Source organism: Paenibacillus sp. J22R67 (genome assembly GCF_059692175.1).
Genome location: NZ_JCAUAX010000003.1, coordinates 770,101 through 796,500, shown reverse-complemented (window position 1 = coordinate 796,500; position 26,400 = coordinate 770,101). Strand labels below are relative to the sequence as shown.

Sequence of the window (26,400 nt, the reverse complement as noted above, 5' to 3'; positions counted from 1 at the left end):
ATAATTGCCGGAGCCGCATGGGATTCGTGCCGTGGCGATCAGTCCGGGACCTTTCCTGACCCCAGCCAGCGACCGCGACCTCGGGGACAACCAAGCGGCTCGGGATGCAATAACCAGTAAGACGCTTCTGAAGCGCTTCGGTCAACCAGAGGAACTCGTGGAACTCGAGGCCTTCATTGCTTCTGACCGGGCCTCTTACATTACAGGCGTCAACTATGCAGTGGACGGCGGCGCGAGTGCTTGGTAGAGCATGAACTACTAAAGGATGATTGGGTACACAGCTCTTCAACTTCAAAATAGCCCTTCGTTGCACTACATTAATTTGGGATTTTAATTTATCTATCCTGCGGTAAGTGTTCTGTCTGTCCGATTAACTCATTACGATAATTCATTTTCGAAGGAGGTTTAATACATAATGAAATTTCCTCTTGCCCAATTCAAAAAATGTTTCCTCGTTCATCTTATTGTTTTCTAGATATATATCTAAATCTCTCCATGTCACTAAGTCCAGGGAGTAGCTGCCACTTATAATTACATTCCTATACGTTTCCAATACTCGAATTAAACCATTTTCATATAGGAGTCCATCTGCTTCTGTTTTTATTAAGGAATTGAGTGCTTCCAGCTCAGGAATCATCATCCTTTAACCCCCAAAGGCTCAATTAATTAGAATTGGTTTCAGCATCCTACATATACAACATATTACCACACATTGGAAGTATCCTGTCCGTTCGTATAGCGGGGTGAAAGCCTCTACTCGGCAGCCTTTCACTGTTTAACTATCGTTACTTTAATTAAAACACAGTTCAATGAGTAAAGTGACTACGTCGGGAATGTTACAACACTTCCTCATTCAGTGCTATTTACCAATCTTGTTAAGATGAAATGCTGGTTTTCCTGTTTACTTGCTGTGCATTCCCCCACTTTTGCACCCATTTATTCATTTAGGAGATTCGGTGTAACAAAGATCGGAATGGACGCCAGCTTCTTTTCTTAGATGCGTACCAAAACTTTGGATAACAGCAGATTAAATAAGGGGTAAGCTTCGCTTACCCTAAAACCCAAAACATATTGAATCTTATATGCAAATAAAACGGTCTTACCGCAATTAATGCAGCCTATGAATGACAAGTAGGTATCGTTGCCTTCTCACGTATCACCTAGTTGCAGGGGCTTTTGTTCAAATGAAGTCGGTGGTCGTTCACGAATATTCCCTTCCTCATCAAGCGCACATTGAGCTCCCGAATGACGATAGCATCCCTATATCAATACTTCGAAAGCTAGGCAATTCGTTTAACCAGCTTTTCCGTTATAAATAAGATATATGTGATCTCTCCTAATTTGATTTCTTAGCTTTCTAGCTACAATTACCCTTTAATCGAGCCCGCAATTCCTTCAATAAAGTACCTCTGTAGGAAAAGAAACACGATAATAATCGGAATCAGTGACATACAAGCACCAGCTGCGATGCCGGTCCAATCCACGGTATTCGTACCAAAGAAGTTATACATCCCGACCCCAAGCGTTCGAAGATCCGGTTTACCTAGCGTAAAGATCAACGGCACAAGGAACGCATTCCATGCCGCAATAAATGTGAAAATGCTAACCGTTGCAATGATTGGCCTTGTTAAGGGTAGCATAATATTGAAGAAGATGCGGGGTTGACTTGCGCCATCCATAACGCCTGATTCTTCGACTTCCTTCGGAATCGAAGCGAAAAAGCCCATGAATAATAGAATGGAGACCACGTTGGATGGACCAGCTTCGGCTAATACAACGCCCATTAGACTGTTGTTAAAGCCCAATTTTACAATCAGCTCAAATAACGGAATAATCGTAAAGCCCTTCGGCAAAAACATGGCCACAACAAGCGCAGCCAAAATGATCTTCTTACCTGGCATATTACCGCGACCGAGCGCATAACCAGCCAGTGAGGAAACAAGAAGCACTACTAAGATTACCATAAGGGTAACGAAGACTGTATTAAAGAAGTACAAGTAGAACTTGGCGCTTTCCCATGCTCGACTGAAATTCACTAAGGTCGGCTCCTTCGGAAATAACCTCAGACCTCCTAGAAACATTTCACCTTGCGATTTGAATGCGGATGAAATCATCCATAAGAACGGATAACTCCACAAGAAGGTAATCCCAATAAAGAGAAGATGCATAGCGGTCTGAGCAATTGTTTTTCCAGTACGTAGTGTTCTCATACCGATTGCCCTCCTTTACCAGGTCGTACTTTCTTCATAACAGCTACTTGAACCAAAACAATTAGAAATACAGCCATACTGAACACGATCCCCGCAGCAGACGCGAAACCATAACGTGTACTCGAATACTCCGTTGTTTCGAACGCATAGCGGTAAATATAGGTATCAATGACATCGGTGGATTTGACTGGACCGCCTTCCGTCATCGTTTTGACCAAGTCAAATGGGTGTAGATTGGATATGAATGTCAATAAGACAATGATAATACCGATTGGCACGAGCAGCGGAATCGTAATACGCGTAAAACGCTGAACAGCACCAGCTCCATCGATTTTCGCAGCTTCATACAGTTCCGCAGGAATGGTTTGCAAGCCGGCGAGCCAATATATGAGTGGTGTACCAAAGCTTTTCCATAGCGAAATAACCAATAAGGTAGGTAAAGCTAGTTTCTGGGACCCGAGAAAGTTAATCGGGCTGTCGATCAATCCCATTTTCAACAACACATCGTTGATTGGCCCGCCAAGCGGATTTAACAAGATGACGAATACGATGCCGACTACGGCTGTCGTTGAGATCACTGGCAAAAAGATAAGCAAACGGTAAATATCTCTCCCTTTAACTGCAGGATGATTAAGAATTACCGCCACTATTAGTGCTAGCGGCAATTGAATACACACATTGCTTATTGCAAACGAAAATGTAATTTTGAACGCATTCCAAAATCCAGGATCCGTATATATCTCTATGAAATTAGCGAAACCAATAAAGTTCGATGGTCTTCCTGTTCCATCCCAGTTAAAGAAAGCATAGTACCAGCTACCAACCATAGGCCAAATTGAAAACATAAGAAATAAAAGCAACATGGGTAATATAAACAAATAATGCCAGCGATGCAGTTTGACTCGTCTCCATAAATCAGATGTCGTTGTTCCACTTTCTCTTACTGAGGTCGAGGATGGTAATGTCCTCTCTTGGTGTATATTCATTCCTTCCACTCCTTTTCCCGAGCCATTAGGTGAAAAGAGATTCCCTCAAGCGATTAATCTCCCTTGATGGAATCTCCCCACGAAATCACTTATTTTCTAAGATAATCTTTCATAGGATCCCAGTCTGGGAATTTAAGGTCATCGATTGTAATTTTGCTTCCACCATCGCGTGCCTTTTTCATTTCTGCTTCTATTAATTGATTAACTTTTTTGTCATACTCGCTAAATACCGCTTTAACATCTTCATTGTTGATAATCGCTTTCACGCCAAGATCTTTTATTCTTGGTTTAGGCAGTCCGTCAGCGATTGGTTTGGACAACTTATCCATATCGGCATTTTTCAAACTTACATGCGGAGCCAAACGTAACGTTTCGTTCATCACTTGCAACACTTGTTTCGAAACGCTATCTAACTCAATACCGTCATATGCTTTAGGAATAACAACCATTTCTTTCGATGATTGGAAATATGATTTTTGGAATTCCGCAGATCCAAAATAATCAAGTACTTTCCATGCCGCATCCTTCACCTTGGACCCTGAGCCTATTACGAACTTGGGCTCAGCTGGCGTAGGTACATCTCTAAAGCCTTTGCGTCCTGTATCAGGTACTGGAGCAGCAGCAATACCAAGCTTCAAATCTGGTTTCAGCTTCAAAATTTCAGCTGCTTGCCATGCTGCTCCAACGAACATCGCAACTTTGCCTGCTGCAAATTGCTGATGCATTTGCGCCGGATCCCAGTTCTCCCAACCAGGTGCCAGTACTTTCTGTGCATTCAAATCTCGGAAAATTTCAACCGCAGGAGCCATAGAAGCTGCATTTGCCTGACCTGTTAGGAGGCTAATCGGCCAATCTCCCTCCTGTTGGAGAACCCCGCCTTCGTTCGATACAGCAAAGCCTGCAATGGTAGCGGAGAAAGCGCCAAGGTCTTTGCCCATGATGGAGGTACCATACACTTGTCCTTTGCCTTCTTTGGTGATTTTAGTAGACATATTCTTGAATTCGGAATACGTTTTCGGTGGTGCATCGATACCGTATTGTTTCAAAATATCGACATTGTAGAACAAAGGTCTGACTTTACTGTAACGAGGATCCGCCAAAGGCACGCCGATCACATTGTCTTTATAACGCAGCCAGCTATCCTTGTCGAAGGTGCCCTGCGGGTATCTCGCCTTGAATTCCGGTGTCAAATATTCATCAATCGGTTGAATCCAACCATTATCTGAAGCAAGCTGCCATTGCGCTTTGCCACCTACGATGAAGAATACGTCTGGCCCCTCATTTGTTGCAAACATCAACTGCACCGCATTGTTATACTGTGCTGAAGGATTCATTTGCAAATCTACTTTTACGTCTGGATTTTTGTCCATAAATTTCTTTACTTCTGCCTTATAGAAAGCTTCATCTTCCGCTCTAGCTGAAGGCAGTACAACCTTAACTGTCTTTGGCGGCTGCTGAGCAGTAGGTTTGCTTGTTGCTGGGGCAACGCTCTGCGCAGGTTCTACAGCGTTTTTAGAACAGCCAGCGGACACGATCGTTGTACATAAAGCTAATATAGCCAATGCCGAAGTTTTAACTTTTTTGTTCAATGTATTCGACTCCCCTTATTTGCTAGGTTGATTTTGTTTACAACTTAATTGTAGCAATCACAAACCTTACACAGTATCCCATCCTACTATAAACTAGGTGGATTAATCTATTGGAGCTAGTTTATCTTAGACGGACTCTTACATGCTTCGTATATAAGAATCCTACAAATTGTGTGGATTAATCTATAGATGCCCCAAAATACATTGACATGCACCCTTAGTTGCTTAACAATTACTAATAGGAACGATTACGATACAGGACAGGTGCAACATGGGAATCATTCAACATTATCTGCGCTTCACTAAACGCATTCGTTTTAAAATTTTCATCCTGAATTCAACGGTCGTTATTGCCGCAGTATTACTTCTAGGTTTATTTGCATACCAATATACACTCCACATTGTAACGCAAAGTCAATTAGAGCGAATGGACATACTAGCAGATCGTACGGAGGAACAATTATCACGAACAACGAGCGACTTACAACAAACGCTTTCATTAATATCTAGTGAAATTGCGCAAACTAGTATGACCGAGAAAGAGATCGCAGCTGTAATCAGAACGTACAATTATTCCCTTTATCCGCTTACCCAGAACATATTTTATATTGAGCCTTCTGGACATGTAATTCAAACGAGTGAAACCTTTTTGATTCCAGCTGACGTTACAGATTACATTATTAACCAGACTGGCAGTAAATTAATTAACTTTATCGGGCCCTACTATTCTCCGTCCAAGGGACTCATTAGTACAGTGACAGCCAAAGTCAGACAAGGTACCGAAATAAAAGGTATACTTGCCATTGATATCAATTCAGAAAAAATCAATAAATTATTTATGGATAGCAATATTGACAAAGAAATTTCTACCTTAGTGTTTAACAATGAGCTTCGCCCTATTCTAAGCGATATTAAACTGCGCGGAACATTCCAACAGCAGGAATACTCCGAGCTGTTTCCTGCTCTGCAGGAACTGGTGAATACGTCAACGGAAACGAATGAGACGAAAATTGTTAAGATCCACAATGATGAATATATCGTGCGGGTCAGTACGCCTGACTTATTCAAATTGAAATTGTTGCACTTCGTCAATAAAGATCGCTTCTTGGGTGAAGTAGAAAAATTCAAGAATTATACGCTATGGTTTGCAGGTGTTTTCACACTGATTGTGTTCATTTTATCCCTCTATTTAGCAAGGTCAATCAATCAACCCATTCAGAAATTGATTATCCAGATGAACCGGATCAAAAATGGCAATCTACATATCCGTATCCGTCTGAAGCGTCAAGACGAGTTCCTATCCCTAGCAGAATCATTTAATGAGATGTTGGATCGCATTGAAACGCTGGTTAAAGAAAAGGTTCTCATCGAAAAAGCCAAAAAGAAATTCGAACTCAAAGCTCTACGATCGCAAATTAATCCACACTTTCTTTACAACACACTAAACTCGATTAACGCTCTTGTAGATCTGAATCGTACAGATGAGATACCTAAAGTACTGAATGCTCTTGTTCGATTGTTTCAATATACGATGGATCATGGACTCGAATTTACGGAGCTAAGCGCCGAACTTGAAGGCCTTGAACAATATGTGTATCTCCAGCAAATTCGTTACCAGCATAAATTTGAGGTGCAATATTCTTTTGAAGAAGAACTGCTATCATACAAAATGCTGAAACTCTCCTTGCAACCGATTGTAGAGAATGCGATATTCCACGGAATCAAAGGCAAGAAAAGAGGTGAAGGTAGTATTCACATCGGAGGCGGCTTCATAAATGGTAAAACTTCTGTTTTATTATTTGTGGAAGACAACGGGACTGGGATTTCCCCGGAACGTCTTACGCAGTTGCTTATCGATAACTTAGGATCCCCTTCACATGCTAGGCCTAAGGGATTTAATTCCATTGGTTTACGGAATGTGCATGAACGCTATCAGCTTAATTATGGAAAGGAATATGGATTACATATTTCGAGTCAGGAAGGATCAGGCACTAGAGTTGAACTTCTCATGCCAGCCATGAAAGGAGATGATAGCTTATGAAATCCAATTTGATTATAAGCGAAAATATACGTTGCATTATTGTGGATGATGAAGACTTAGTCCGAGAAAGATTCCGTATCGGATTTCCTCTTGCTGAGAATGGCTTCGAAATCGTTGGTGAAGCCGAAGATGGCGAAGAAGCATTGGAGCTGTGCAAGCAACTTAATCCCGATATTGTCATTACCGACATCGTTATGCCTCGGATGGATGGACTACAGTTAACTGAACATTTAAAAGCTTTGATGCCACGTGTAAAAGTCATCATTTTATCCAACTATCAAGAGTTCGATTTCGCACGAAAAGCCGTTCAACTCGGGGCTATTGGTTATCTATTGAAAATTACTTCCGGGCATCGCGAGCTTCTTGACCTGCTTGAACGTACCAGGAAGGAGATTGAATTAGATCGTGAATTATTGCTAGAGAAAATACAGGAACGTCACCGTTTCCAGCAAAGCAAGCCTCTGCTTCGCAAACAATTCATCATGAATGTAATGGACCAGATGTATGCTTCGCCAGAATCCATTCGTAAGGAATTCACGATGCTCGAGCTCCATCCCTTATCCTATGGATTTACGATTGCCTACCTGGAAATTGATAAATTCTCTGAGCTGAAACAAACCTTTCATTCCCGAGATATCTCGTTATTCAAATACGTATTGATGCATATGATCGAAGAGGTCAGCTCAACCCACTACAATGGCAATCTATTCCCTTGGACAGAAGAGAACTCCCTCTGTTTATGGCTTCACTGGGATTCGGCTTATCAAATGGAGCAAGCTGAATCGCAAGTTTATGCTTTGTTTCAAAAAATAAATGAATTTATCAAACTATATTTGCCCTTTACCGTTACTTCTGGGTTCAGTAAAGCAAAGAGACTTTCCTTGGATCATGGTCAACTCCCCATACGTTTGAAGGAAGCAGTTCAAGAGGCTATCAGCGCTACTTCACAGCGATTCTACAATAACTTAGGTATGGTGTATACGTATTCCAATTTCGTGCCTTATCACGCATTAGGAGAAGCACAGAAGCAAAATTTAAACAATAGTTTGCAAAGTATTAATCCATTCCTAGATGATAGCTGCCTGCGAAGAAGCCTCTATGAAGAAGTTCTCAGTAAAATTCAAGAGCAGCATGTTCAACCTACACAACTGATTAGCTGGCTAGAAGAGCTAACCAAACATTGGACTGCGAATGACCCGTTAGGTGCAACCGCGCTGATCGATTCCCTTGAGTTGGTTGAAGTTCTTCAGGATGTTGAAGCCTACTTACTCCGATTAATGCAGTGGAAACGTACCATTCAAGTATTATCCAGCAAGGATCATCAATTTCGCATCGAAATTCAGGATGCGCTTGATTATATCAATACCCATTTCCACAAACCGATCAGTGTCACTGACGTGTGTCAACATCATCAAATAAGTCCTAACTATTTTAGCCATTTATTCAAAGCCCAAACAGGCAGTAATTTCTCTGATTATGTCACACACTATCGTATGCAAGCAGCTAAAAAGCTACTCAATGAAACAACGCTTCAAGTTCAGGAAATCTCCGAACGCGTGGGTATTGCCGATTACAAATATTTCACTCGCCTGTTTCGTAGATCTACAGGTCAAACACCAAGCGCCTTCCGAGAACAATCGAAAAGCTCATCTTGAGCTACTTAACCAAGCACGTTGCCAGTACCACCATGAGGAAGTCTCCCAATGTATGGGTGTCTTCTTTGTTTACGTTGCAGTCGTACATTAATGGGGTGTCCGTACCGACATCTTAACTAAGGTAAAGAGGCCATCCCATGGATAAATTAGGATGGCCTCTTCGCTTGCTCTACTTATGTTACTTAGCATATCCAACTGCTCTGATTAGGACACTACCATCATACTTTCTCTAGCTGTAAGTAAATCGTCGTCGCTTTCCCTTTTACTAATGCTCGGGCAAGCTTATACTCTCCATTACGGTTACCGTACACCTGTTCACTTATGGACATTATACCTTCACACCTAGCTCGGTACTCGTAGCCGTTCAGTTTAACTCTCAATTCCGACCCATGTATCCTGAAATCTGTCGTCTCTTCTCCATTCGTAATTAATACCGGTATTTGAACATGCACCTCGTCGTGGAGTGCTCCTAGAAGCTCCATATGAAGCTTTAATCCTGATGCATCCAGCTCATAGTGCTCGAGAACAGCTTCACAGCCTTGTAGTGCTGCCCCCCGGTACGTAACACTAAACCGAACCGACTGCTTCGATTCCTCATGTACTGTACACTGCACAGCTAAACCTCCACATTCCGCCAAATATTGAAATGTTCCTTCCGGTTTAACCCACCCTGGACCAATTACGGCGTGAATGCGCTCCACTCCTTCACTTAGACTAAAACTCTCACCTGCCGATAGCGGTGTAGATAGCGCCAGCTCCGTCGGTGCTCCCCTGCGATGGAGCCGGCCTAAGCCTGTAGCATCGTAAGATAAATCTGCAGAGTAATCGATCTCAATCGAGTAACCGTTGCTATTCGCGAACACCTTATGGAAAGACTCCTCAGTTTGCCAAACATATCCTCCATGTTCTGCAGGACACAGGTTATCGCTTTCCGCTGATTCGTCTTCGGTAAACCAGTAGGCAATAGCAAGAAATGCTCCCATAGATATCATATATTTATCGTAAAAACCATATGACTCGGTGCCATGCTTACTCTGTATCGAATACATGTTCTTAATGTGCCGTGGTGGATTCAGTCGAATCCAACGCTCGATGGATTCGATTGCAAGCCTGGCACATCTCCGAAATTTGCTGGCCTTTACAAGATCTCCTAGCCTCTCATAACGGACCGATTCATACTCTGCATTGGCAGCAATAAGTGCTTCATTGAATAGAAATTGATTGCTTCTTCCTCCATATGGAAATTCAAACGAAGCTGATTGCATCAGAAGGGTTGCCTCACCTGCTTTACAGAGCAGACGGTCCAGCTCAGTAGCGAACTCCCCCTGGTAACCGAAGCCAAGCATCAGCTGAATTTGACACCTTGTCGTTAGGTCATAGAGTATAGGGCAGCCCGGATCCATATACATACCTTTTTCATCAAAATGCTGCAGCTGAGTTGGCCAGTGCTTCGCAAAGTATTCACTCGCATCCGTTAATCCTACTGACTCTCTAAGAAATTCACCAACCATATTATATATGTTAATATTGTGAAGTTTGGTAACTTTATTATGATCACGTATCACTGATCCGTAATGTAAGTATGGGTCCAGTTCTTGTAACCATCTGAACCATTCCTGTTCCCACTCAACAGGTATTGTTATAGTTTCCTTCATTACACGCAGTGAGAACATGATTTCCTTAATGGAGAAATCAGCAATGATATCTTCTCGAAGAGTTACGATTTCTCTACAACAATCAGACATCATCTCTTTCCAAAGCTCCAGCTGACCTGCCATCCGTCCACCATGTATCAGGCATGAAAGTACTGTCATAATTCTTGAATAAGACTGCAGATCTAGCCTGCTGGAACCATCACAAGAAATTCTTCGTCTAATCGAGTCCAAATCATATGCTTGAAAAGACAGCTCCATCAGGTCCAAATACATTTCCTTCCTATTAAGCAAGTGAACATTTCTTTGCATAACTATATATCTACACTCCCAACTATCGATGGCAGGATTAGACTCCTACTATCAAAAGATCTGCATGGCTATACTAACCGAACTTCTGGTACAATCACATCGTGAGCATCAGGGGTATTCAATTAAACATGAGGATTTTTTTATAAAGGCTCTAAATTATGTAATGAGGCTAGCTCAAAGGTTATTATCGACCCTCGGGCCAGCCTCTTTTCTTAGCAGCTATTCTACGTTATGGTGTAAGTGTCTGTACTTCCTTCGCCTTAGCTAACTGAATGCGATTATATACGCGTGTATCTGCCCAATAAGGTAGGTTCCTATCGACCCAGGTCACGAAACCATTCCGCAAACCATCTCCATTCGAATCATCATTGGCTGTCGCGTTAAAGCCAATAATCTCTCCAGCGGAAGGAATAAGCTTGGTATACTTAACCGCGATTTCAACGATATAGCTGCCATTTTCTTTGTAGACAGCACTCGTTACGTTATTCAATATGTCCGTCGCTTTCATCGATGTCGTCTTCGCGTTATTCAAGTCGACCCGTGTTTGGTAATCGCCTATCGTTTGAGCACCATTCTTCGTGTTCAGCTCATCTACCCAAACTTCAACCGAATCATTCTTCTCCTTCTCGGCAACTGCAAAAGGTGTAGTATCCTTCATTTCAAACAGGTAGTACAAGGCTGTTTCATCCCAAGTGACTCTAACCTTTCCAGTTGTTCCCGTCGCAATGGTATCCATTTGCAATGGCGTGGAGTTAGCCCAGAAGCTGTCGATTGTGCCATCTAGCACTGGTTTGCCATAAGCTGCAAGCGGCACTGGCGCTGCCAGTTTCACTTCATTGTACACGCGAGTATCTGCCCAATACGGAAGGTTGCGGTCAACCCACGTCATGAAGCCATCACGCAGGCCATCTCCATTCGCATCATCATTGGCACTCGCATTGAAGCCGACGATATCCCCGACTTTCGGTGCATGCTCCGTCGTTGTATACGGAACCGCGATCTCGACTTGGTAACCCGCTTGCATGCGATATACCGCGCTTGTCACACTATTTAAGAAGTTGGCGACCGGGTTACTCATCGACGTTGTTTTGGCATTATTCAAGTCAACGCGCATTTGGTAATCACCCGTCGTTTGAGTACCGTTTTTCGTATTTAACTCATCCACCCATACTTCGACGGAGTCGTTCTTCTCTTTCTCGGACACCGCAAACGGTGTTGCATCCTTCATCTCGAACAAGTAATACAACTTATCTTCATCCCATGCAACTCTAGCGGTTCCTGTTGTGCCTGCTGCCGTAGCATCCATTTGATGCACTGTGGAATATGCCCAGAAATCATCCGCTTGGCCGTCGATGGCAGGTGTTCCGTAAGCAGCCACATTCGTTCCTCCGCCACCACCGTTATCAGCTTCATTGGTCAGATCGCTCGTGATACCAGGATCTGTGGAATTGTTAACATAGACCGCCTTGCCGGAACTAGTCACTGTATTGCCAGTGATATTAATTGCACCAAACACCGTTCTGACAATCATGATGCCGTAATTAGCTGGATTCTGGAACACATTGTTCCGGATTTGCAGACCGTCAATTTCAAATGTGCCTACAATCAGCGCGCCGTTATCTTGCGAATCGATAAATGTGTTGTTCTCTACGAGCACGTTATCAATACTTGGATTTTTGTTCGTTGCTGTGATATTTAAGCCGCCCTTCGTCGGGCTACCGCCATTCATACTGTCATTTGTAACCGTGTTGTTACGTACGATCACGTCTTTCACAGTGTATGTCTTGTAATTCCCCTCAGAGCTTAAGTAAATACCAGCACCGTACACATCCAATACCGTATTATTCTCAATTAATACATTTTCGCCACCTGAAACCGTAAGTCCACGCGCCTCACCGTGAGACACGTGATTATTTCGAATAACAACGTTCTTCACCCAGCCACCGAATTTCTCATAAGAAACGACAGCAATGAAATCGTCACCTACCTGGTGAACCGTGTTGTTCTCAACAAGGATATCGTTGGATAGTGCCGTGATGTGGATACCATCTGCCAACATATTCTTGACGGTATTGCCACTGATGACCCCATGTGTCCCAGCGTTGAAGAAGCCTACGGAAGATCCACCGTCAATGACGATATTTTTGATCGAATAGTTCGTCGCATTCGAACCTACACGTACACGAGCTGAATCGTCGTTCGTCAGCCTGACCGTTGCTGGAACAGATGTCAACTTGACAGCGCTTAGGTCTGTGCCATCACCCATCAGGATGACCGCCTGGAGCGTAAGATTCATACTTTTTAAAATAGACGTCTCTCCATCGCCTGAAAGATCGACACTATCAAGAGTAAGTAAGCCGTTTAGATTAAATTCCCCGCTTGGTACGTAAACACTTTTGCCTTGCGCTTTCGCCGCTTCCACTGCGAGCTTGATAGCAGGTAAATCATCGAGCCCATCATTCGCAATCGCTCCATAGCTTACGATAGACAATTGTTTACTCGGAGGTGGCGTTGGATTCGTGCCTGAATTCGATGAAGACGGCGGTGCTATAGTAGGAGTAGGTGTTGGCACTCCTTCCACCTTATCCTCTTTCTTTTTCGGCTGCTTCTCAAAGGTTGTCGTATCTTTCGCAGCTTTGCTAAGGGTTGCCGTTTCAATCGTTCCAGTACCTAAGATTTTGGCAGCTGCATCTAGCACGAGGTGAATAATCGTTGCCTCTGCCCCTAAACGAAGTGACATCCCTGTAGCTGATAGTTCAGCTATGAGTTCTTTTACACTGCCTTCGGGAATTTCAATCTGGATTTTATCACCTTTGACTGCTAGCGATTCAAACGTTCCTAGTAAAGTAACCTTCGAATCAGCCGGCAGATTCTCGGACAGCGTCACTTTGCTGAACCCTGTGCCAGTTGTCCCCTTCTCTTGAATCGTAGTTGGAGATTCGATCGTAACTTCTCCAACAGTTGTTGTCCCTTCCGCTACAATACGAACTGTTCCAAGTTGCTTGTCTACCAGAATTGTGAGCAAGATGGAGTCAATAAAGTGGATCGAGTTTTCTCCTCCACCCTCTACCGTCGTTTGACCTTTTACAGTCACATGGTTGAGTGTTGCATCTCCATTGCCAATGCCAGCAGCGAAAACGAGATTACCATTGATAATCATGTTCTGCAAAGTAACCCCTGGTCCTTGTATGACTACATTGCCATCCACCGTCTGAATGTCTGTTGTCGGACCATAAATCCCTGCCGTGTTGTAGGTAGTGACTCGCTTCGCCAAAGCACGATCTAACACCGTAACCGCTTCCCCACGTTTAATGGCATTCAACGGTCTTAGTGTATGATCTGCCGCATAGCCCGTAAATATGTCATGGGCAACTGCCGCATTTACGGCATCCTTCGCCCATGGAGCTATCGAATTTTTATCTGAAAAATCAGTTTCGCTGCTCGCTGTTTTGGACAAGCCTAACAATCGATCAATGATAACAGCAGCTTCTTGCCTGCTTATGGGCTTATTCGCACCAAAAGTGCCATCTGCATAGCCTTGGATATAGCCCACTTTCATGGCTTTGGCCACATCTTCGTAATAGTAGATGCCCTTCACAACATCACTAAAGGAGATGCTCGTCTCTTCCGTAAATCCAAAAGAGCGATTCACCAACGTCACGAACTCCGCTCTAGTTATGGTCTGCTCTGGCTTAAAGCTGCCATCTTCGTACCCTTTGATCCAACCTTTGCCGATCCAACTGTTGATTTGATTTTCAGCCCAATGTCCCTTGGTATCTGACGTAGCTGCTACTTCTGCTCCAGAAGCTGTTCCTAACGATGTAAAAAGCATGCACACGATAATCAAGAGTGAAATCCACTTGCCAGTTAACGTTCGTTTCTTTCGCTTCATTCGATGTCACACTCCATTTTATTAAAATCGCACTAACATATACGTTTGAGTACTCTCAACCCGAGAGGCCATATAAATGAATGCGCTTTCTCATAAATAATTGTACCAATGCCGTCTGCCCCTTTATATCCGAAGATGCTACGAATGAGGTGCATATTTCTATGAAGCGGTACTTCATCCTTTCCATATGTTCATTACCCTTTCACGCCTGAGAAGGCTACTCCCTTTTCGATGTACTGCGTTATGGCAATAATACATTGTTCATGTACATTTTTTCGGCAATAGATATATATTCTTGTCACAAATATTTTTATTTTTTCCTTGCATGACTTCACTGAATTGTATAAATAACTATTCGTAGGACTCCCACAGCGGCAAAGGATGTATATTCTTATTCATCATAGGTAAAATATATAAATTATTGCCTTGCGAATAAGACAAGTACTTACGTCCTTAAATGAACAAAGGGCTGCCATGCGGCAGCCCCTTCTGATATTAAGCAAAGTCGAGCTTGTAGTCAATTGAACCGTAGTTGTTGTCGTGCGCCAATTAGTTACAGCCAGATTGTTAATTTCCCAATACTCTTGGTTATCCAGCTTCACGGCACTCGAAATCAGACCTTCGGCATCAATCTTCGGTTTTTCTCCCGTACCATAGCTATTAATGACAATAGGACTGCCTTCTACACCAGAGCCTTTCGGCCAAAGTTGTCCAAACCAGATTTCTCCTGATTTAAATAGTATTTGGTTACCTGGTGCAAATTGCGTCGCATTTACCTTGCCTAAGGTTTTCCACGCTGTCCCTGGTGTTGTCCCGTCATTCGAATCTTGCCCATTCGAGTAATCCACATAATAGCTACCAGTTACTGCTGCTTCAGCCTTGGGCATTACTTGGGCTGGCAGTATCATAGCCAATACAAAAATGGCCATAACTACAACCTTCATACTCCCACTAAACTTGCTGCTGCTCATCAATAATTCCTCCTCCACAATTTTTGAAATCGCTTCCATTATCAACAGACGAAAAGGAGCACCCTACATCGATAATCGAATGTGTGATGCTCCCATGAAATCGTTAGTCAATGGCTTAGTCAATGGCTTACGATTGAAATAATCATATACAAATGAGAAAGATATGTCTGCTGACGATTCTGACTTCTTTCTATACAATTTTTACTCTTTATTACCGTTATGTGTTAAAGCTTTTCAATCATTCTTAATTCTTCTATAAAGTTTGTCGTTTATTTTCAAATTCAATTTTTTAATCATCTGTTCAATAAATTCATCATAGTTTGTATTTACAATTTGCATGGCAACATCTTCTTTGACTTCTGATAATTCTCTGTACCCAGTGGTTGTCCCCAACTTGTACATATTATCTCTCTTCTGCAAATAATACGCTTCAAGCTCTCCATCACTTGGTTTAAGTTCATTGTCCATTAACTTCTTTTTCAACTCTAAAACCAAATTACTTTGGCGATAATTATAGTACTCCAATTCACCAAACTGTTTATTCCCATAGATAACTTTTCCACTTTCAATGGATTTTTTACGATTGTTATTTTCATTTTTAAGAGCATCAAGAAAGGCTTCATAGCTTATATCTTCAATTATACCTTTGTCTTTAGCCAGAATTTGCTCCATTTTCAGTTTAGTCAACTTATCCATCGTTTTTTGTTTTAAAATCTCTAATGGGATTTCACCGTTGTAATTTCGGTTCCAAAATGTTTTATCAATATCAGCCTTATACTTTTGTCTAAAGTACGTAATGACTTCAGATTTCCCATTATTTTGTATCAATGAGAATTCTGATCCAGTTATTTCTTCACCATTGATATAAGCAAGAGCTTCGTTTTTATCGTGATTCCACTCCATGATCATGGCCAAAAGTAGGATAATCAGTGTAGTCGCTATACTTAGAAGTAATACCTTTTTCTTAATAACCATCATCCTCCATTAATAAAGCAAGCCATTGACTCTATATGGTCAATGGCTTACCCCTATTCCAAAATCTAAAATGCTTTTTCTAATAACCGTTGAATGAACACAGCAGCCTCTGCACGCGTGATTATTCTTTTAGCATGTAGCTGATCTTCAGAAATAATACCTAGGTCTACAAGGCTTGCAGACGCTAGTACAGACCAATCAGATAGCGTGGTGGCATCCTTAAATGCAGACAATGTCTTATTTGGATCTACTTTACCATCGAGTCTTAAGAGCGGTAATGTTCTACCAAGAATTGTATAGACTTCTTCATGAGTAATGATACCGCTTGGATTAAACATATCTTCCGTTACACCGCCTATTAGTTTAGCATCTACTGCTCTCGTTATCGCATCAGCATACCAATCCTTCACGTCAACGTCTTTAAAGCGTTGTTCTGCTACTCCTTTGTCATAAATACCTAATGCCGCTGATAACATTTGCACAAATTCCGCACGAGTTACAGAACGATTCGGTTCAAAATCCCCATTTGGTAAACCATTAACCACATATTTAGAGGCTAAAGCTTGAATACTTTCTTCTGCTTCATTCCCTTTTACATCGTTGAATGTAATTTGTCTAGCTGCTGCAAGTACATAGGTACTGTTCAATAGACTCATACCTACATATTTACCATTTAGATTTACTAATGGAACAGGAACAAAGGAGCCATCTTTTTGCATTCTTAAAGCGATAACATCTTTGTGTGTAGTTTCACCTAAAATACGACCAACCATTTTTTCAAACATTTCAGTAGGTTTATCAACCCCATTATTCGATAACTTTACTTCGAATGATACAGGAGAATCTAATAACGTGTAACCTTGTCTTTCAGCTTCTTGTTTTATAGCAGCAGTCTCTTTTTCATTAGATGGTGTATTAACTATTGTTATTGAAATTTGATTTGGTGATGCGTTCGGGAAAAGTAGTTTAGCCTGAGCAAGCATCTCTTCCGCACTTAAAATATACGATTTGTTCCCTGCTTGAAGCTCAAGTGAGATATGTTTATCCGTAAGTAAACTCAATTGCTCTATATGCAAGTTCACTTGAAAGCCTGTATCTTTTTTCCCTTCAACTGCCTTTGGAGACATAAGTACTAAGATTGCGCCATCTTTCAACTGATCTAATGATGTTTGAATGTTACTAGCATCAATATTCAATTGAGCTACTACGGTTCCATGAACATCTGTTGTTATTTTGGTGTATTTCTCCAATTCCGTAGTTACTTCAACGCGATCTTGTAGGATTAAAGTTGGTGTATATGGTGTATTTCCCGTTGAAGAACCGCCACCTTGCTCAATGACTTTCCAAATGGCATAAAGTGTTGTATCTGATGCTACGTTTAAGTTAGTTACTTCTGTATAAAAGCTACCGCTGCCATCTTCCTTCGCATTCCACCCCATAAATATATGCCCTGTTTTCGATGGGACTGGTAGCACTCCAACTGGAGTCGCAAAGACTACTTCCTTATTTGATACGCTTACTTCGCCACCTTCTGCATCCAAATTCAACGTATAGGTATTGGGCGACCATCTTGCATAAAGTGTACAATCCGCAGCTGTTCGGTACCAAGATCCACTTGAAACCGTTTCACCTGTACCATTACCTACCGTGTTCCATTCAACAAAGGTATAGCCTGTCTTCGTCGGTACTGGCAGCGTGCCTACATAAGTTGCATAGGTCACAGAAGTGACTGAACTGCCATTTAAACTGCCACCTTGCACATCGAAGCTTAACGTGTATGCATTTGCTGTCCAGATCGCAAATAATACTGTATCAGATGCTGTTTGATACATTGTATTGGCTGTAAACGCAACTCCTGTTCCATCGTTAGCCGTGTTCCATTCTTTAAACGTATATCCAATGCGAATTGGTGTATGTAAGGTGCCAACAGCCACTTCATAGCTAACCAGCTTATTAGAGTAACCTTCATTTCCACCATTGGCATCAAAATGCAGCGTATACGTCCCAACAGACCACTGAGCATACAAAGTTAGATTTTCTGATAACTGATATAGCGTTGCTTCGGTATAGGATTGACCAGTCCCATCTGAAGCAGTGTTCCAGCCACTGAAAGAATAACCATCACGCTCAATTGGTTGAACTGTTCCAATCGGTGAATTATAAGTAACAGACTTCGTGAATGGTGAAAGGACGGTTGATTGCGGTTCAAATGTAATCTGATACGCATTCGCCTCCCATATTGCATACAGATTTGTATCTTTTGGATCTTGATAGATAGCGCCTTCTGTAACTGCCATTCCAGTTCCATTTTCCGATGTGTTCCAGCCTTTAAACGAATAGCCCTCTCTTGATACAGCTGGCAAAGCAGCAACCTGGCCACCAAAAGTTACAGTTTGGTTACCTGGAGCTGGCCCCCCACCTTGTGCATTAAAGCTGAATGCATACACTTTGGCTTGCCATTGTGCATACAAGATCGTGTCTGTGTATTGCGTATACAGAGTTATTGGACGATATGTTACCCCTGTTCCATCCGCGCTTGTATTCCACCCCTTAAATACATAGCCAGCTTTTGCAGGAGTAGGTAACCACCCAACAGAATTCCCGTAAGTCGCCGTGCTAACCGTCGGACTAACAGTCCCTGAGTCAGCGTTAAATAGTAATTTAGTTTCAGGAGCTTCTACAATTACATTGTAAATAACCGATTGAGGTTGACCATTATAGTCAAAAGTGCCACTTACATCAAAACTTGACGGACTTGCATATCTAGATGCAGGAATCATTTCCCATGTTAAAGGAACTTGACTAGTCAAACCTGTAGTTGTATCACGAACTTCTAAGCTTTGAGGCATAACCGGTGCTGTCCCTCTAGTTGTACGCACTTTTTTGTCGCCCACGATTGAATAAGGAATAACAGCCAATTCTATACGCGGTGCAAAGTCCCCCGCAGTATCATTTCTTGATGAGAATTGTATGCCCGTATTAAATGTTGAAGATGGGCTCAAATTATTGTTTACAAATTCAGTAAAAGCTAAGCCTAAAGATACGCCTGATAGTGAAAGTCCAGATTGTAGTCTAGTATTAATAAAATCAGTAATATCTACCTCGTACCATACACCTTGCGCAGTAGCTGCCGAAGCACTACCGGGTATAGTTGGTGCTTTAAAAGATACAATTTCACTGCCTTTAAATGGTTTTCTATTCGTCCAATTAATTCCAGTCTCACTCCAGCCGGAATCTGTTTCATATACACCTAAATTAGTCAAAGCTTTGGAGCCTTGATCAATCGTTTTCCCATACAATTTAAGCTTGGCCGACAATGTACTATTGCTTGGAAATGAACTGATATCAAATTGCACATAGCCTACTCTAGAAAACCCAGCAGAATTAGCTGATTTAATGTGAATGAATGCATCGCTACCGAAATTTTCGATATTTGTTCTATCTCTTACGTAGGAGTCCTGTGTCGATTTGAAGATCTGTTTCGGATAATTTGCAACAGATGTAATAGCTGATACGGTAATATCGCATGTAGTAGAGATTGTTGGATCGCTTACACTTGTTGCAGTAATAATCGCTGTTCCTTCTGCAATTGCCGTTATTTTCCCATCAGCTGAAACTGTCGCTATTCCCTCATTACTTGATGTGAAAGTCACACTTTTATATGTAATCGTTTCAGGAAAAACATTGCTGATAATCGTTTTAACGCCACCTACATTGAGGTATAGCTTATTTGCATCAAGTGCAACGGAAAGAACTTTGGGTTCTACAGTCACTTTAATAATGACTGGCACTTCAAGTGAAGCATAAGTAGGCTCACTGATAATCCCTTTTACATCAAAAGTTCCCTTTGCAGAGTACAATGAAGGATTCACCGATTCCCATTGCACGGCTACAGGAATACTGCTTCCATTAGCAAGATTAGTTGCATCTACAGTTGCTGGCAGTACTGGTGCTGTGCCTACCGTTGTAGTAAGGGCCACATTTGTCGGCGCTTGAATAGGTATCGTACTAACAATAAGCTGTGGAGGCAAATTATCTGAAGAATCCTTAGAAGAAAACTCAATAAATTTGGAATCTGTACTTGCTCTTAAAGACTCATTACTTAACTCAAAGGAAGCTTGAGTTTTATCACCGCTAGCTAGATAGGCTTTCATATAATCAGTGACATTCACATCAAACCATGAGTATACTTGTGTGTTGCTGACTGGGACATTAAATGTTCCTATTGATGTAACTTGACTACGAGCAGGTCTATTATTTCCTTTAAGAGTTGTTTCAGTCCAACCTGTATTCGTAGGAAACACTGAAATGGTCTTATAAGGTCCTTTTGCATCTGCAGCTGGAACCGCCTCTATTTTATGGGCAAAAATTCTTAGAATAAATGTTTTGTCGTTCAAATTATCTTGTATATCTGACGTAGGAAATTGTAGTAGAACCTTCTTATTCCATCCATCATCCACATCTGCGTTATTTTGTATCTGCAAATTATTAGGATCAGCATTCTGTGAAATAATGGAGGAGTACGATGAAACATTTACCCCTCGAACATACCCATCGTCCGTCGGTGTGATAATCTTAATCCTATTTGATACAGGGGAAACTTCGATCACACATTCGGCGGTAACCATTGGATCTGAATTACTTGCAGCAATGATTTTCGCTGTTCCAGGTGAAACGGCCGTTAACACGCCTGCTGGAGATACAGTTACTATATTTTCATCGCTAGAAGAGAAAGTGACCAATTTATTCTTAACGGAATTTGGTTTAACCGTAGCCTTTATACTTCCAGTGTCTTGAACATTCATAAATCGTTTATTAGTATCCAACTCTACATACGCCACATGATCTACGGGTTTATCAGAATCTGAATATTCATGTGCGCCTATATCAGGAGCATCCATATATAATGGATTACCAAAGTAATCTCTGCCCCCATTATTTGCGATAAGCATCCCAGTATCGATTGCTGGGGATGTATTTTTTAACTTATAACCAACTAACGTATCAATTTTTGGTTGACCAGGTACTGTACCCGTTTCACCTTTACCAGGATCAATAAATTGTGGATCTCCTACAACTGCAGCCGTATCTGCTGCAAATGGAGCGGTTAGATAATATAGATTGTTCTTATATGTACCACCGCCGTTGGCAAGGCTTTTCACATAGAATATATTATTGGAAACAACCGTATTGTTATCAGGTTGCACTCTTGTGTCATTATTCGGTGAATAAAACGTATTGTTATAGACAAGCCCACCATAACCGCCATAAATCAGCCGATTTGTTATATTTTGCGCAATATTGTAGCGATAAATGATAGGTTTATAGTTCGTCTTGTTCCCCTGCAAATCACAGATTAGAAAAGCCGAACCTGAATCATGTGCATAGTTATATTGAAAAATGACATTACTACTGTTCAAATCAGCGTCAAAAGCTGTATCATCAGCGGTTCTTGTTGTTGGCCACTGTTTGATATTATAAACTTCGTTAAATTGGTAAATGCCATCTATCGTATTCGTAACTTCCAGACCTGAAGTACGCCAGTCATGTGCGATATTATATTCACTTAAAGGCGCGTACGCAGGTGAGATTAATTGTGCAAAGTCGGAGTATTCCAATCCACCCATAAACATATTATTTCTCATAACAATATTTCGGTTCGGAACTACAGATGTTTGGTTTGCATTTGAATACGCTGTCAAAGTTGAGGCTTGAGCAATTCGAATACCCGTTTCAGATACCCTTTCAATCGTATTATTCTCAACAATTACCCCATCAAAATAGGTCTTAGCTGGTTGAGGCCCCGTATAATCTGGACGCGTGTCCACTGTTGAGATCGAAATACCGCCAGTAGCCTTAAACCATGAACTATCATATCCTCCTAGTACGGGTGGATTAGAATACGCTCCCTTAACCGTCCCACCGGTTGTGTCATTGGGTCCAAACTCACGTAAACCATTAATATCATGAATGTAACAATCACGAATAACAATGTGTTTATATGCACCTTCTCTGCCAGAAGCCGTTACTCGAATACCAGCTAAGTAACCCGTCACATCAAAAGTGGTGTTAGTCGTTAATTGAACTGTCGTTTTCGTCGTACGCCAGTTCGTTACAGCGAGATTGTTAATTTCCCAATATTCTTGATTATCTAGCTTTACAGCGCTTGAAATCAGTCCTTCGGCATCAATCTTTGGCTTATCCCCTTCACCATACTTATCAATGATAATGGGACTCCCCTCTGAACCAGAACCTTTTGGCCAAAGCTGCCCAAACCAGATCTCACCGGCTTTAAATAAAATTTTGTTCCCCGGTTCAAATTGGGTTGCATTCACCTTATCCAATGTTTTCCATGCCGTTTCTGGTGTAGTTCCATCATTCGTGTCTTGACCATTGGAATAGTCAACATAAAATGTCTCTGTTGCTTCTGCCGCTTCTACTTTGAGCTGCACTTGTGGTGGCAAAATCATTGCAATCACAAAGCAAATGAGTAGTACCAACTTCACCTTACTATAAAGCTTGCCTTTTCTCATACATTACCCCTCCCATATTCATCGTTGTAATCGCTTCCAATAATCTGGAAATGACAAGAAGCACATTGCATCATGAAAGAATGCATTATGCTTCCTTTGGATAGAATTTTATAATACGCTAGGGAAAGATACATGTCTGCTGACGATTCTGACTTGTTTCAGGATGATTTTTACCTTGCCGTAGCAAGTACATATCTTATTTTAGTTTCTTGCTCTTCTGTACATAATCGCCAGGTGTCATGCCCATGTATCGTTTGAAGATTTTGGAAAAGTAATTCCGATCGGAAAACCCTAATGCTAAAGTTGCTCCTTCAATCGTCGCTTCGGGTCGCTCCAACATTTTAATTGCATTATCGATTTTGTGACGATGAACGAAATCCGTAAAGGTCGTGCCCGTTACTTTCTTAAAATATCTTGAGAAATAACTCGCATTAAGATGCAAGTATTCAGCCATATCGACAGTCGTAACATTCTCCGAAAGGCGCTCTTGCAAATATTGGTTTATTACCTTTAATTTAAAATCATGCTGGATTGCATTGTCTTTCAAATCCACATGATCTACAAGGCGCTGTAGGTATTGCGAGACGAGTTTATGCAGATCGTCCACTCTCAGAACATACGGCAAACACTCGTAAAAGGCTTCCGATTCTGCCTCCAAATTACCTTTTTTCATCTCAATAGATCGTAAAGTTGTCTGTATAAGTTTCAAAAATACGTCAGGAGCTAGCTTATTCTCTGCCGCAGTAGCACCAACGACGGAAAGAAGATCCACTTGCTCTTCTATCAATTGCTCCTGAAAGGAAGAAGCGTACGTTTCCAATTGTCCAAGTAATCTTGTGCTTGGCTCATTCAACCATTGTTTAGCACCGTCTTGCACCTCTGCTATGACAGATGAAGTGTAAAATCCGTCCAACTGTCTTTCTTTCAGAAGATGCAATGCAGAAACTAAACCGGATATCTCATACTTCCGCTGTATATACTGCAAGCTCAGGCGAATTTTGAGATATTCCTTGCACTTCTCTATCACTTCCATCGCATAGCTACGGAATGTGTCCATTGGATTGGTATGCAGATTATTTCTAAAATTATAAACCAATACAACAGCATGCTCCGTTGAAAATACGGTCATCCCTTCGAACGAACTTTTTAGCTCATCCGCAATATTATAAATGCCGTAGGAAGCCAATGAATCTCGATACATATATCTCGGGGAATAGGAAGAATAGAAAGGCGCGATCATACCTACGATGAAATCGTGATGCTTCCAGCTAACACCTAGTCGGGCTCCATACTCCAGTAAATCTTTTGACGGCCCCTCTTTCATGAAACGATTTATAAAAGTGACTTCGAGAATTTCGCGATTCCGGCGCATATCTTCCCGATAAGGCTGTTCTTCCAGGTGTGTTTTCTGCGTCTGCAGCATTCGAATTGCCTTCTGTAGACTTGCCTGCAGTTGTTCTTCCGTCAGTTCTACTTTGATGAGATAGTCTAAGGCTTCAAGTTGAAACGCTTGTTTGGCGTACTGAAATTCCTCATGACAAGTCAGAAAAAGAATGACAACATCAGGTTTAATTGAACGTAATTGAGCGGCTAACTCCAAACCATCCATTTGAGGCAAACCAATATCGGTTATGACGATATCAGGAAGTAATTTACGGAATTGCTCCAAGGCAATGACACTCGAATAGGTTTCATAAACGATTTGTAGATTCAGCTCTTCCCAATTTATCATGTCGCGTAAGTACTGAAGCATCAGTACATCATCATCAATTGTCATAACTTGATACATATCATTGTCTCTCCTCACACATGTAATCCGATAGGAATTTTCATAAAGACATCTATACCGCCAATAGAATTATTCTGCAGTTGCATAGTAGCTTCTGAGCCATAAGTTAACCTCAGTCTCTGAGCAATATTGGTTAGACCAACCCGTTTCGCATTGTCTACGAGTTCTTCATCACTCGCTGATAGTAACTGATTCATCAAATTTAACCGATCTGGGGCCATGCCAACCCCATTATTTCTAACCGTAATGAATAAGCATTTATCATTCATCTCTCCGATAACTTCCAAACGTGCATCCGCTCTCCGCTCTGAAAATCCATGCACAATGGCATTCTCAATGAGGGGTTGTAGCAGTAGCTTGGACATTTCAATCGTTTTCGCTTCGTCTGTTAAGCTTACAGTGAAAACAAGTTGCATTTGATTACGCATTTTCATAATTTCCACATAATCCTCTAGTAACTTACACTCTTGTTGCAGTGTAGCATTCTCACCGGTATGTAGATAATTCCTCAACAACCTCGTTAACGAATGTATTTTGCCACTATGAAAGGAGTCTTTAGCCATACTCAAGCTAATCTTAATCGAATTCAATGTGTTCAATAAAAAATGCGGCCTAATCTGAGAGGCTAATGCCTGCAGCTCAAGAATACGATTCTGTTCGTGTTCTTGCCGATTTTTTTCGATGAGCTCTTTAATATTCTCAAGCATGTTATTCAAGGTTCGACCCAAACGGGCGATCTCATCCTGCCCCTGGTCTGGGAAACGAATTTCTGTATGCCCTTCTCCGAATTGTACAGCCGTGAGTTCCAGTTTTCGTATTGGACGATGTAATCTTTTGGCTATGAAAAAGGAGAGCCATCCAAACAGTAAAATAAACAGAACAACTACCGCACCTGCAAGCAGATAGATACTTTTTACATCACCGGCAATCGGCGCTCTCGATGTTTCATAAATGAGCTTCCATTCATTAATTGGAATACTAACTTCACTTCGCAACGTCTTTTTTGTCTTTTCGTTACGAAGATACGGGATATTCATATCTCCAGCCACGAACTGTCCAGCAGAATCATATAGAGCCATAGTTCCTAAATGCTGCTGTGTAAATAGGTTCTTGAAATAAGCATTCGAAAGAGTCACGTAAATAACGCCTAAGTCCTCAGTATTCCAAGGATCTTGAATGACACGACCAAAATATAAAGCGTATGGCAGATCCTCCTGTATAGGATACGAATAAGAGGTTCCAAGCATTTGTAAAGTTATGTACGTATGCTTCTGGATCCGGCTTTGAATGACAGGTAAATCCTTCACTAATCGATTGAAGTCTTCAACAGTCCTTTGGTTATGGACGATAAGTCCTTTGGGATTCACAATGAGAAATTGAATTTGATTAGTTAAATTCTTTTCACCAAAGTATTGAAAAGATAATTTGATTTCTTCTGCGCTTTCAAACTCATCATACGTTCTGATTGCTGTTGTATCCTTCAAAGTTCTCATGCGACTTAACGTAGCTGTATCTTGAGCTAAGTAACGGGAAGATATATCGATAACATCCAGTGTCTTACTAATTTCTTGTGAGACCAGATTGAGATAAGCGCTATTTCTTTCTTCCATACTCCGATTTACGTTTGCTTGAATGAGATAATAAGTGAAAATAGCACTTCCAGCAACAGGGAGGAGAACAAGCAATAATAGAGACAACTGAAGCCTCTTGTAAAATGTCATAGACTGAAAATATCTCAATATACTTCCTCCATCTCGTAGCTTTCCATAGAGAAAAGGGGAGGTTGTCCCCTCCC

General features: G+C 41.5%; 14 protein-coding genes. 3 read left to right on the top strand and 11 right to left on the bottom strand.

The window, feature by feature from the left end:
* Positions 1-4: 4 nt before the first annotated feature.
* Positions 5-247, top strand: a complete 243-nt coding sequence (locus AC58VC_RS15540) for an SDR family NAD(P)-dependent oxidoreductase (RefSeq protein WP_497369632.1) — start codon at positions 5-7, stop codon at positions 245-247.
* Positions 248-388: 141 nt separating this feature from the next.
* Here AC58VC_RS15540 and AC58VC_RS15535 read toward each other — a convergent pair whose 3' ends face one another.
* From AC58VC_RS15535 to AC58VC_RS15520, 4 genes are all read right to left on the bottom strand, one after another.
* On the bottom strand, positions 389-640 hold the full coding sequence (locus AC58VC_RS15535) for a hypothetical protein (RefSeq protein WP_497369631.1): 252 nt from the start codon (positions 638-640) through the stop codon (positions 389-391).
* A gap of 727 nt (positions 641-1,367) precedes the next feature.
* The gene (locus AC58VC_RS15530) at positions 1,368-2,210 is read right to left on the bottom strand and encodes a carbohydrate ABC transporter permease (RefSeq protein ID WP_497369630.1); all 843 of its coding nucleotides are present in this window, start codon (positions 2,208-2,210) and stop codon (positions 1,368-1,370) included.
* Positions 2,207-3,196 (bottom strand): carbohydrate ABC transporter permease, encoded by a 990-nt coding sequence (locus AC58VC_RS15525; RefSeq protein ID WP_497369629.1) that lies wholly within the window; start codon positions 3,194-3,196, stop codon positions 2,207-2,209. The genes AC58VC_RS15530 and AC58VC_RS15525 overlap by 4 nt, the downstream gene beginning before the upstream one ends.
* A gap of 89 nt (positions 3,197-3,285) precedes the next feature.
* Positions 3,286-4,785 (bottom strand): ABC transporter substrate-binding protein, encoded by a 1,500-nt coding sequence (locus tag AC58VC_RS15520; RefSeq protein WP_497369628.1) that lies wholly within the window; start codon positions 4,783-4,785, stop codon positions 3,286-3,288.
* Between the two features lie 271 nt (positions 4,786-5,056).
* Here AC58VC_RS15520 and AC58VC_RS15515 point away from each other — a divergent pair, with 271 nt between their 5' ends.
* A complete protein-coding gene (locus tag AC58VC_RS15515) occupies positions 5,057-6,826 on the top strand; it encodes a sensor histidine kinase (RefSeq protein ID WP_497369627.1) in 1,770 nt (589 codons plus the stop codon).
* A complete protein-coding gene (locus tag AC58VC_RS15510) occupies positions 6,823-8,481 on the top strand; it encodes a response regulator (protein WP_497369626.1) in 1,659 nt (552 codons plus the stop codon). The genes AC58VC_RS15515 and AC58VC_RS15510 overlap by 4 nt, the downstream gene beginning before the upstream one ends.
* A 218-nt stretch (positions 8,482-8,699) precedes the next feature.
* Here AC58VC_RS15510 and AC58VC_RS15505 read toward each other — a convergent pair whose 3' ends face one another.
* From AC58VC_RS15505 to AC58VC_RS15475, 7 genes are all read right to left on the bottom strand, one after another.
* Positions 8,700-10,295, bottom strand: a complete 1,596-nt coding sequence (locus tag AC58VC_RS15505) for a hypothetical protein (RefSeq protein WP_497369625.1) — start codon at positions 10,293-10,295, stop codon at positions 8,700-8,702.
* Positions 10,296-10,674: 379 nt separating this feature from the next.
* Positions 10,675-14,337: a sugar-binding protein gene (locus tag AC58VC_RS15500; protein ID WP_497369624.1), complete on the bottom strand. Its 3,663-nt coding sequence runs from the start codon at positions 14,335-14,337 to the stop codon at positions 10,675-10,677.
* Positions 14,338-14,735: 398 nt separating this feature from the next.
* Positions 14,736-15,308 carry a hypothetical protein gene (locus AC58VC_RS15495; RefSeq protein WP_497369623.1) on the bottom strand — a complete coding sequence of 191 codons (573 nt, stop codon included), beginning with the start codon at positions 15,306-15,308 and terminating at the stop codon, positions 14,736-14,738.
* Positions 15,309-15,542: 234 nt separating this feature from the next.
* Positions 15,543-16,283, bottom strand: coding sequence for a hypothetical protein (locus tag AC58VC_RS15490; RefSeq protein ID WP_497369622.1), 741 nt, complete (start codon positions 16,281-16,283; stop codon positions 15,543-15,545).
* Positions 16,284-16,348: 65 nt separating this feature from the next.
* Positions 16,349-22,816, bottom strand: a complete 6,468-nt coding sequence (locus tag AC58VC_RS15485; protein ID WP_497369621.1) for an InlB B-repeat-containing protein — start codon at positions 22,814-22,816, stop codon at positions 16,349-16,351.
* Between the two features lie 196 nt (positions 22,817-23,012).
* Positions 23,013-24,605, bottom strand: a complete 1,593-nt coding sequence (locus tag AC58VC_RS15480; protein WP_497369620.1) for a response regulator transcription factor — start codon at positions 24,603-24,605, stop codon at positions 23,013-23,015.
* A gap of 14 nt (positions 24,606-24,619) precedes the next feature.
* A complete protein-coding gene (locus AC58VC_RS15475; RefSeq protein WP_497369619.1) occupies positions 24,620-26,326 on the bottom strand; it encodes a sensor histidine kinase in 1,707 nt (568 codons plus the stop codon).
* Positions 26,327-26,400: the final 74 nt, after the last annotated feature.

What these genes read in the sequence shown, in the direction of transcription:
- AC58VC_RS15500 (WP_497369624.1), bottom strand. Translation starts at nt 14,337, where the DNA reads ATGAAGCGAAAGAAACGAACGTTAACTGGCAAGTGGATTTCACTCTTG.
- AC58VC_RS15515 (WP_497369627.1), top strand. Translation starts at nt 5,057, where the DNA reads ATGGGAATCATTCAACATTATCTGCGCTTCACTAAACGCATTCGTTTT.
- AC58VC_RS15510 (WP_497369626.1), top strand. Translation starts at nt 6,823, where the DNA reads ATGAAATCCAATTTGATTATAAGCGAAAATATACGTTGCATTATTGTG.
- AC58VC_RS15525 (WP_497369629.1), bottom strand. Translation starts at nt 3,196, where the DNA reads ATGAATATACACCAAGAGAGGACATTACCATCCTCGACCTCAGTAAGA.
- AC58VC_RS15485 (WP_497369621.1), bottom strand. Translation starts at nt 22,816, where the DNA reads ATGAGAAAAGGCAAGCTTTATAGTAAGGTGAAGTTGGTACTACTCATT.
- AC58VC_RS15505 (WP_497369625.1), bottom strand. Translation starts at nt 10,295, where the DNA reads ATGACAGTACTTTCATGCCTGATACATGGTGGACGGATGGCAGGTCAG.
- AC58VC_RS15475 (WP_497369619.1), bottom strand. Translation starts at nt 26,326, where the DNA reads ATGACATTTTACAAGAGGCTTCAGTTGTCTCTATTATTGCTTGTTCTC.
- AC58VC_RS15495 (WP_497369623.1), bottom strand. Translation starts at nt 15,308, where the DNA reads ATGAGCAGCAGCAAGTTTAGTGGGAGTATGAAGGTTGTAGTTATGGCC.
- AC58VC_RS15490 (WP_497369622.1), bottom strand. Translation starts at nt 16,283, where the DNA reads ATGGTTATTAAGAAAAAGGTATTACTTCTAAGTATAGCGACTACACTG.
- AC58VC_RS15535 (WP_497369631.1), bottom strand. Translation starts at nt 640, where the DNA reads ATGATGATTCCTGAGCTGGAAGCACTCAATTCCTTAATAAAAACAGAA.
- AC58VC_RS15530 (WP_497369630.1), bottom strand. Translation starts at nt 2,210, where the DNA reads ATGAGAACACTACGTACTGGAAAAACAATTGCTCAGACCGCTATGCAT.
- AC58VC_RS15480 (WP_497369620.1), bottom strand. Translation starts at nt 24,605, where the DNA reads ATGTATCAAGTTATGACAATTGATGATGATGTACTGATGCTTCAGTAC.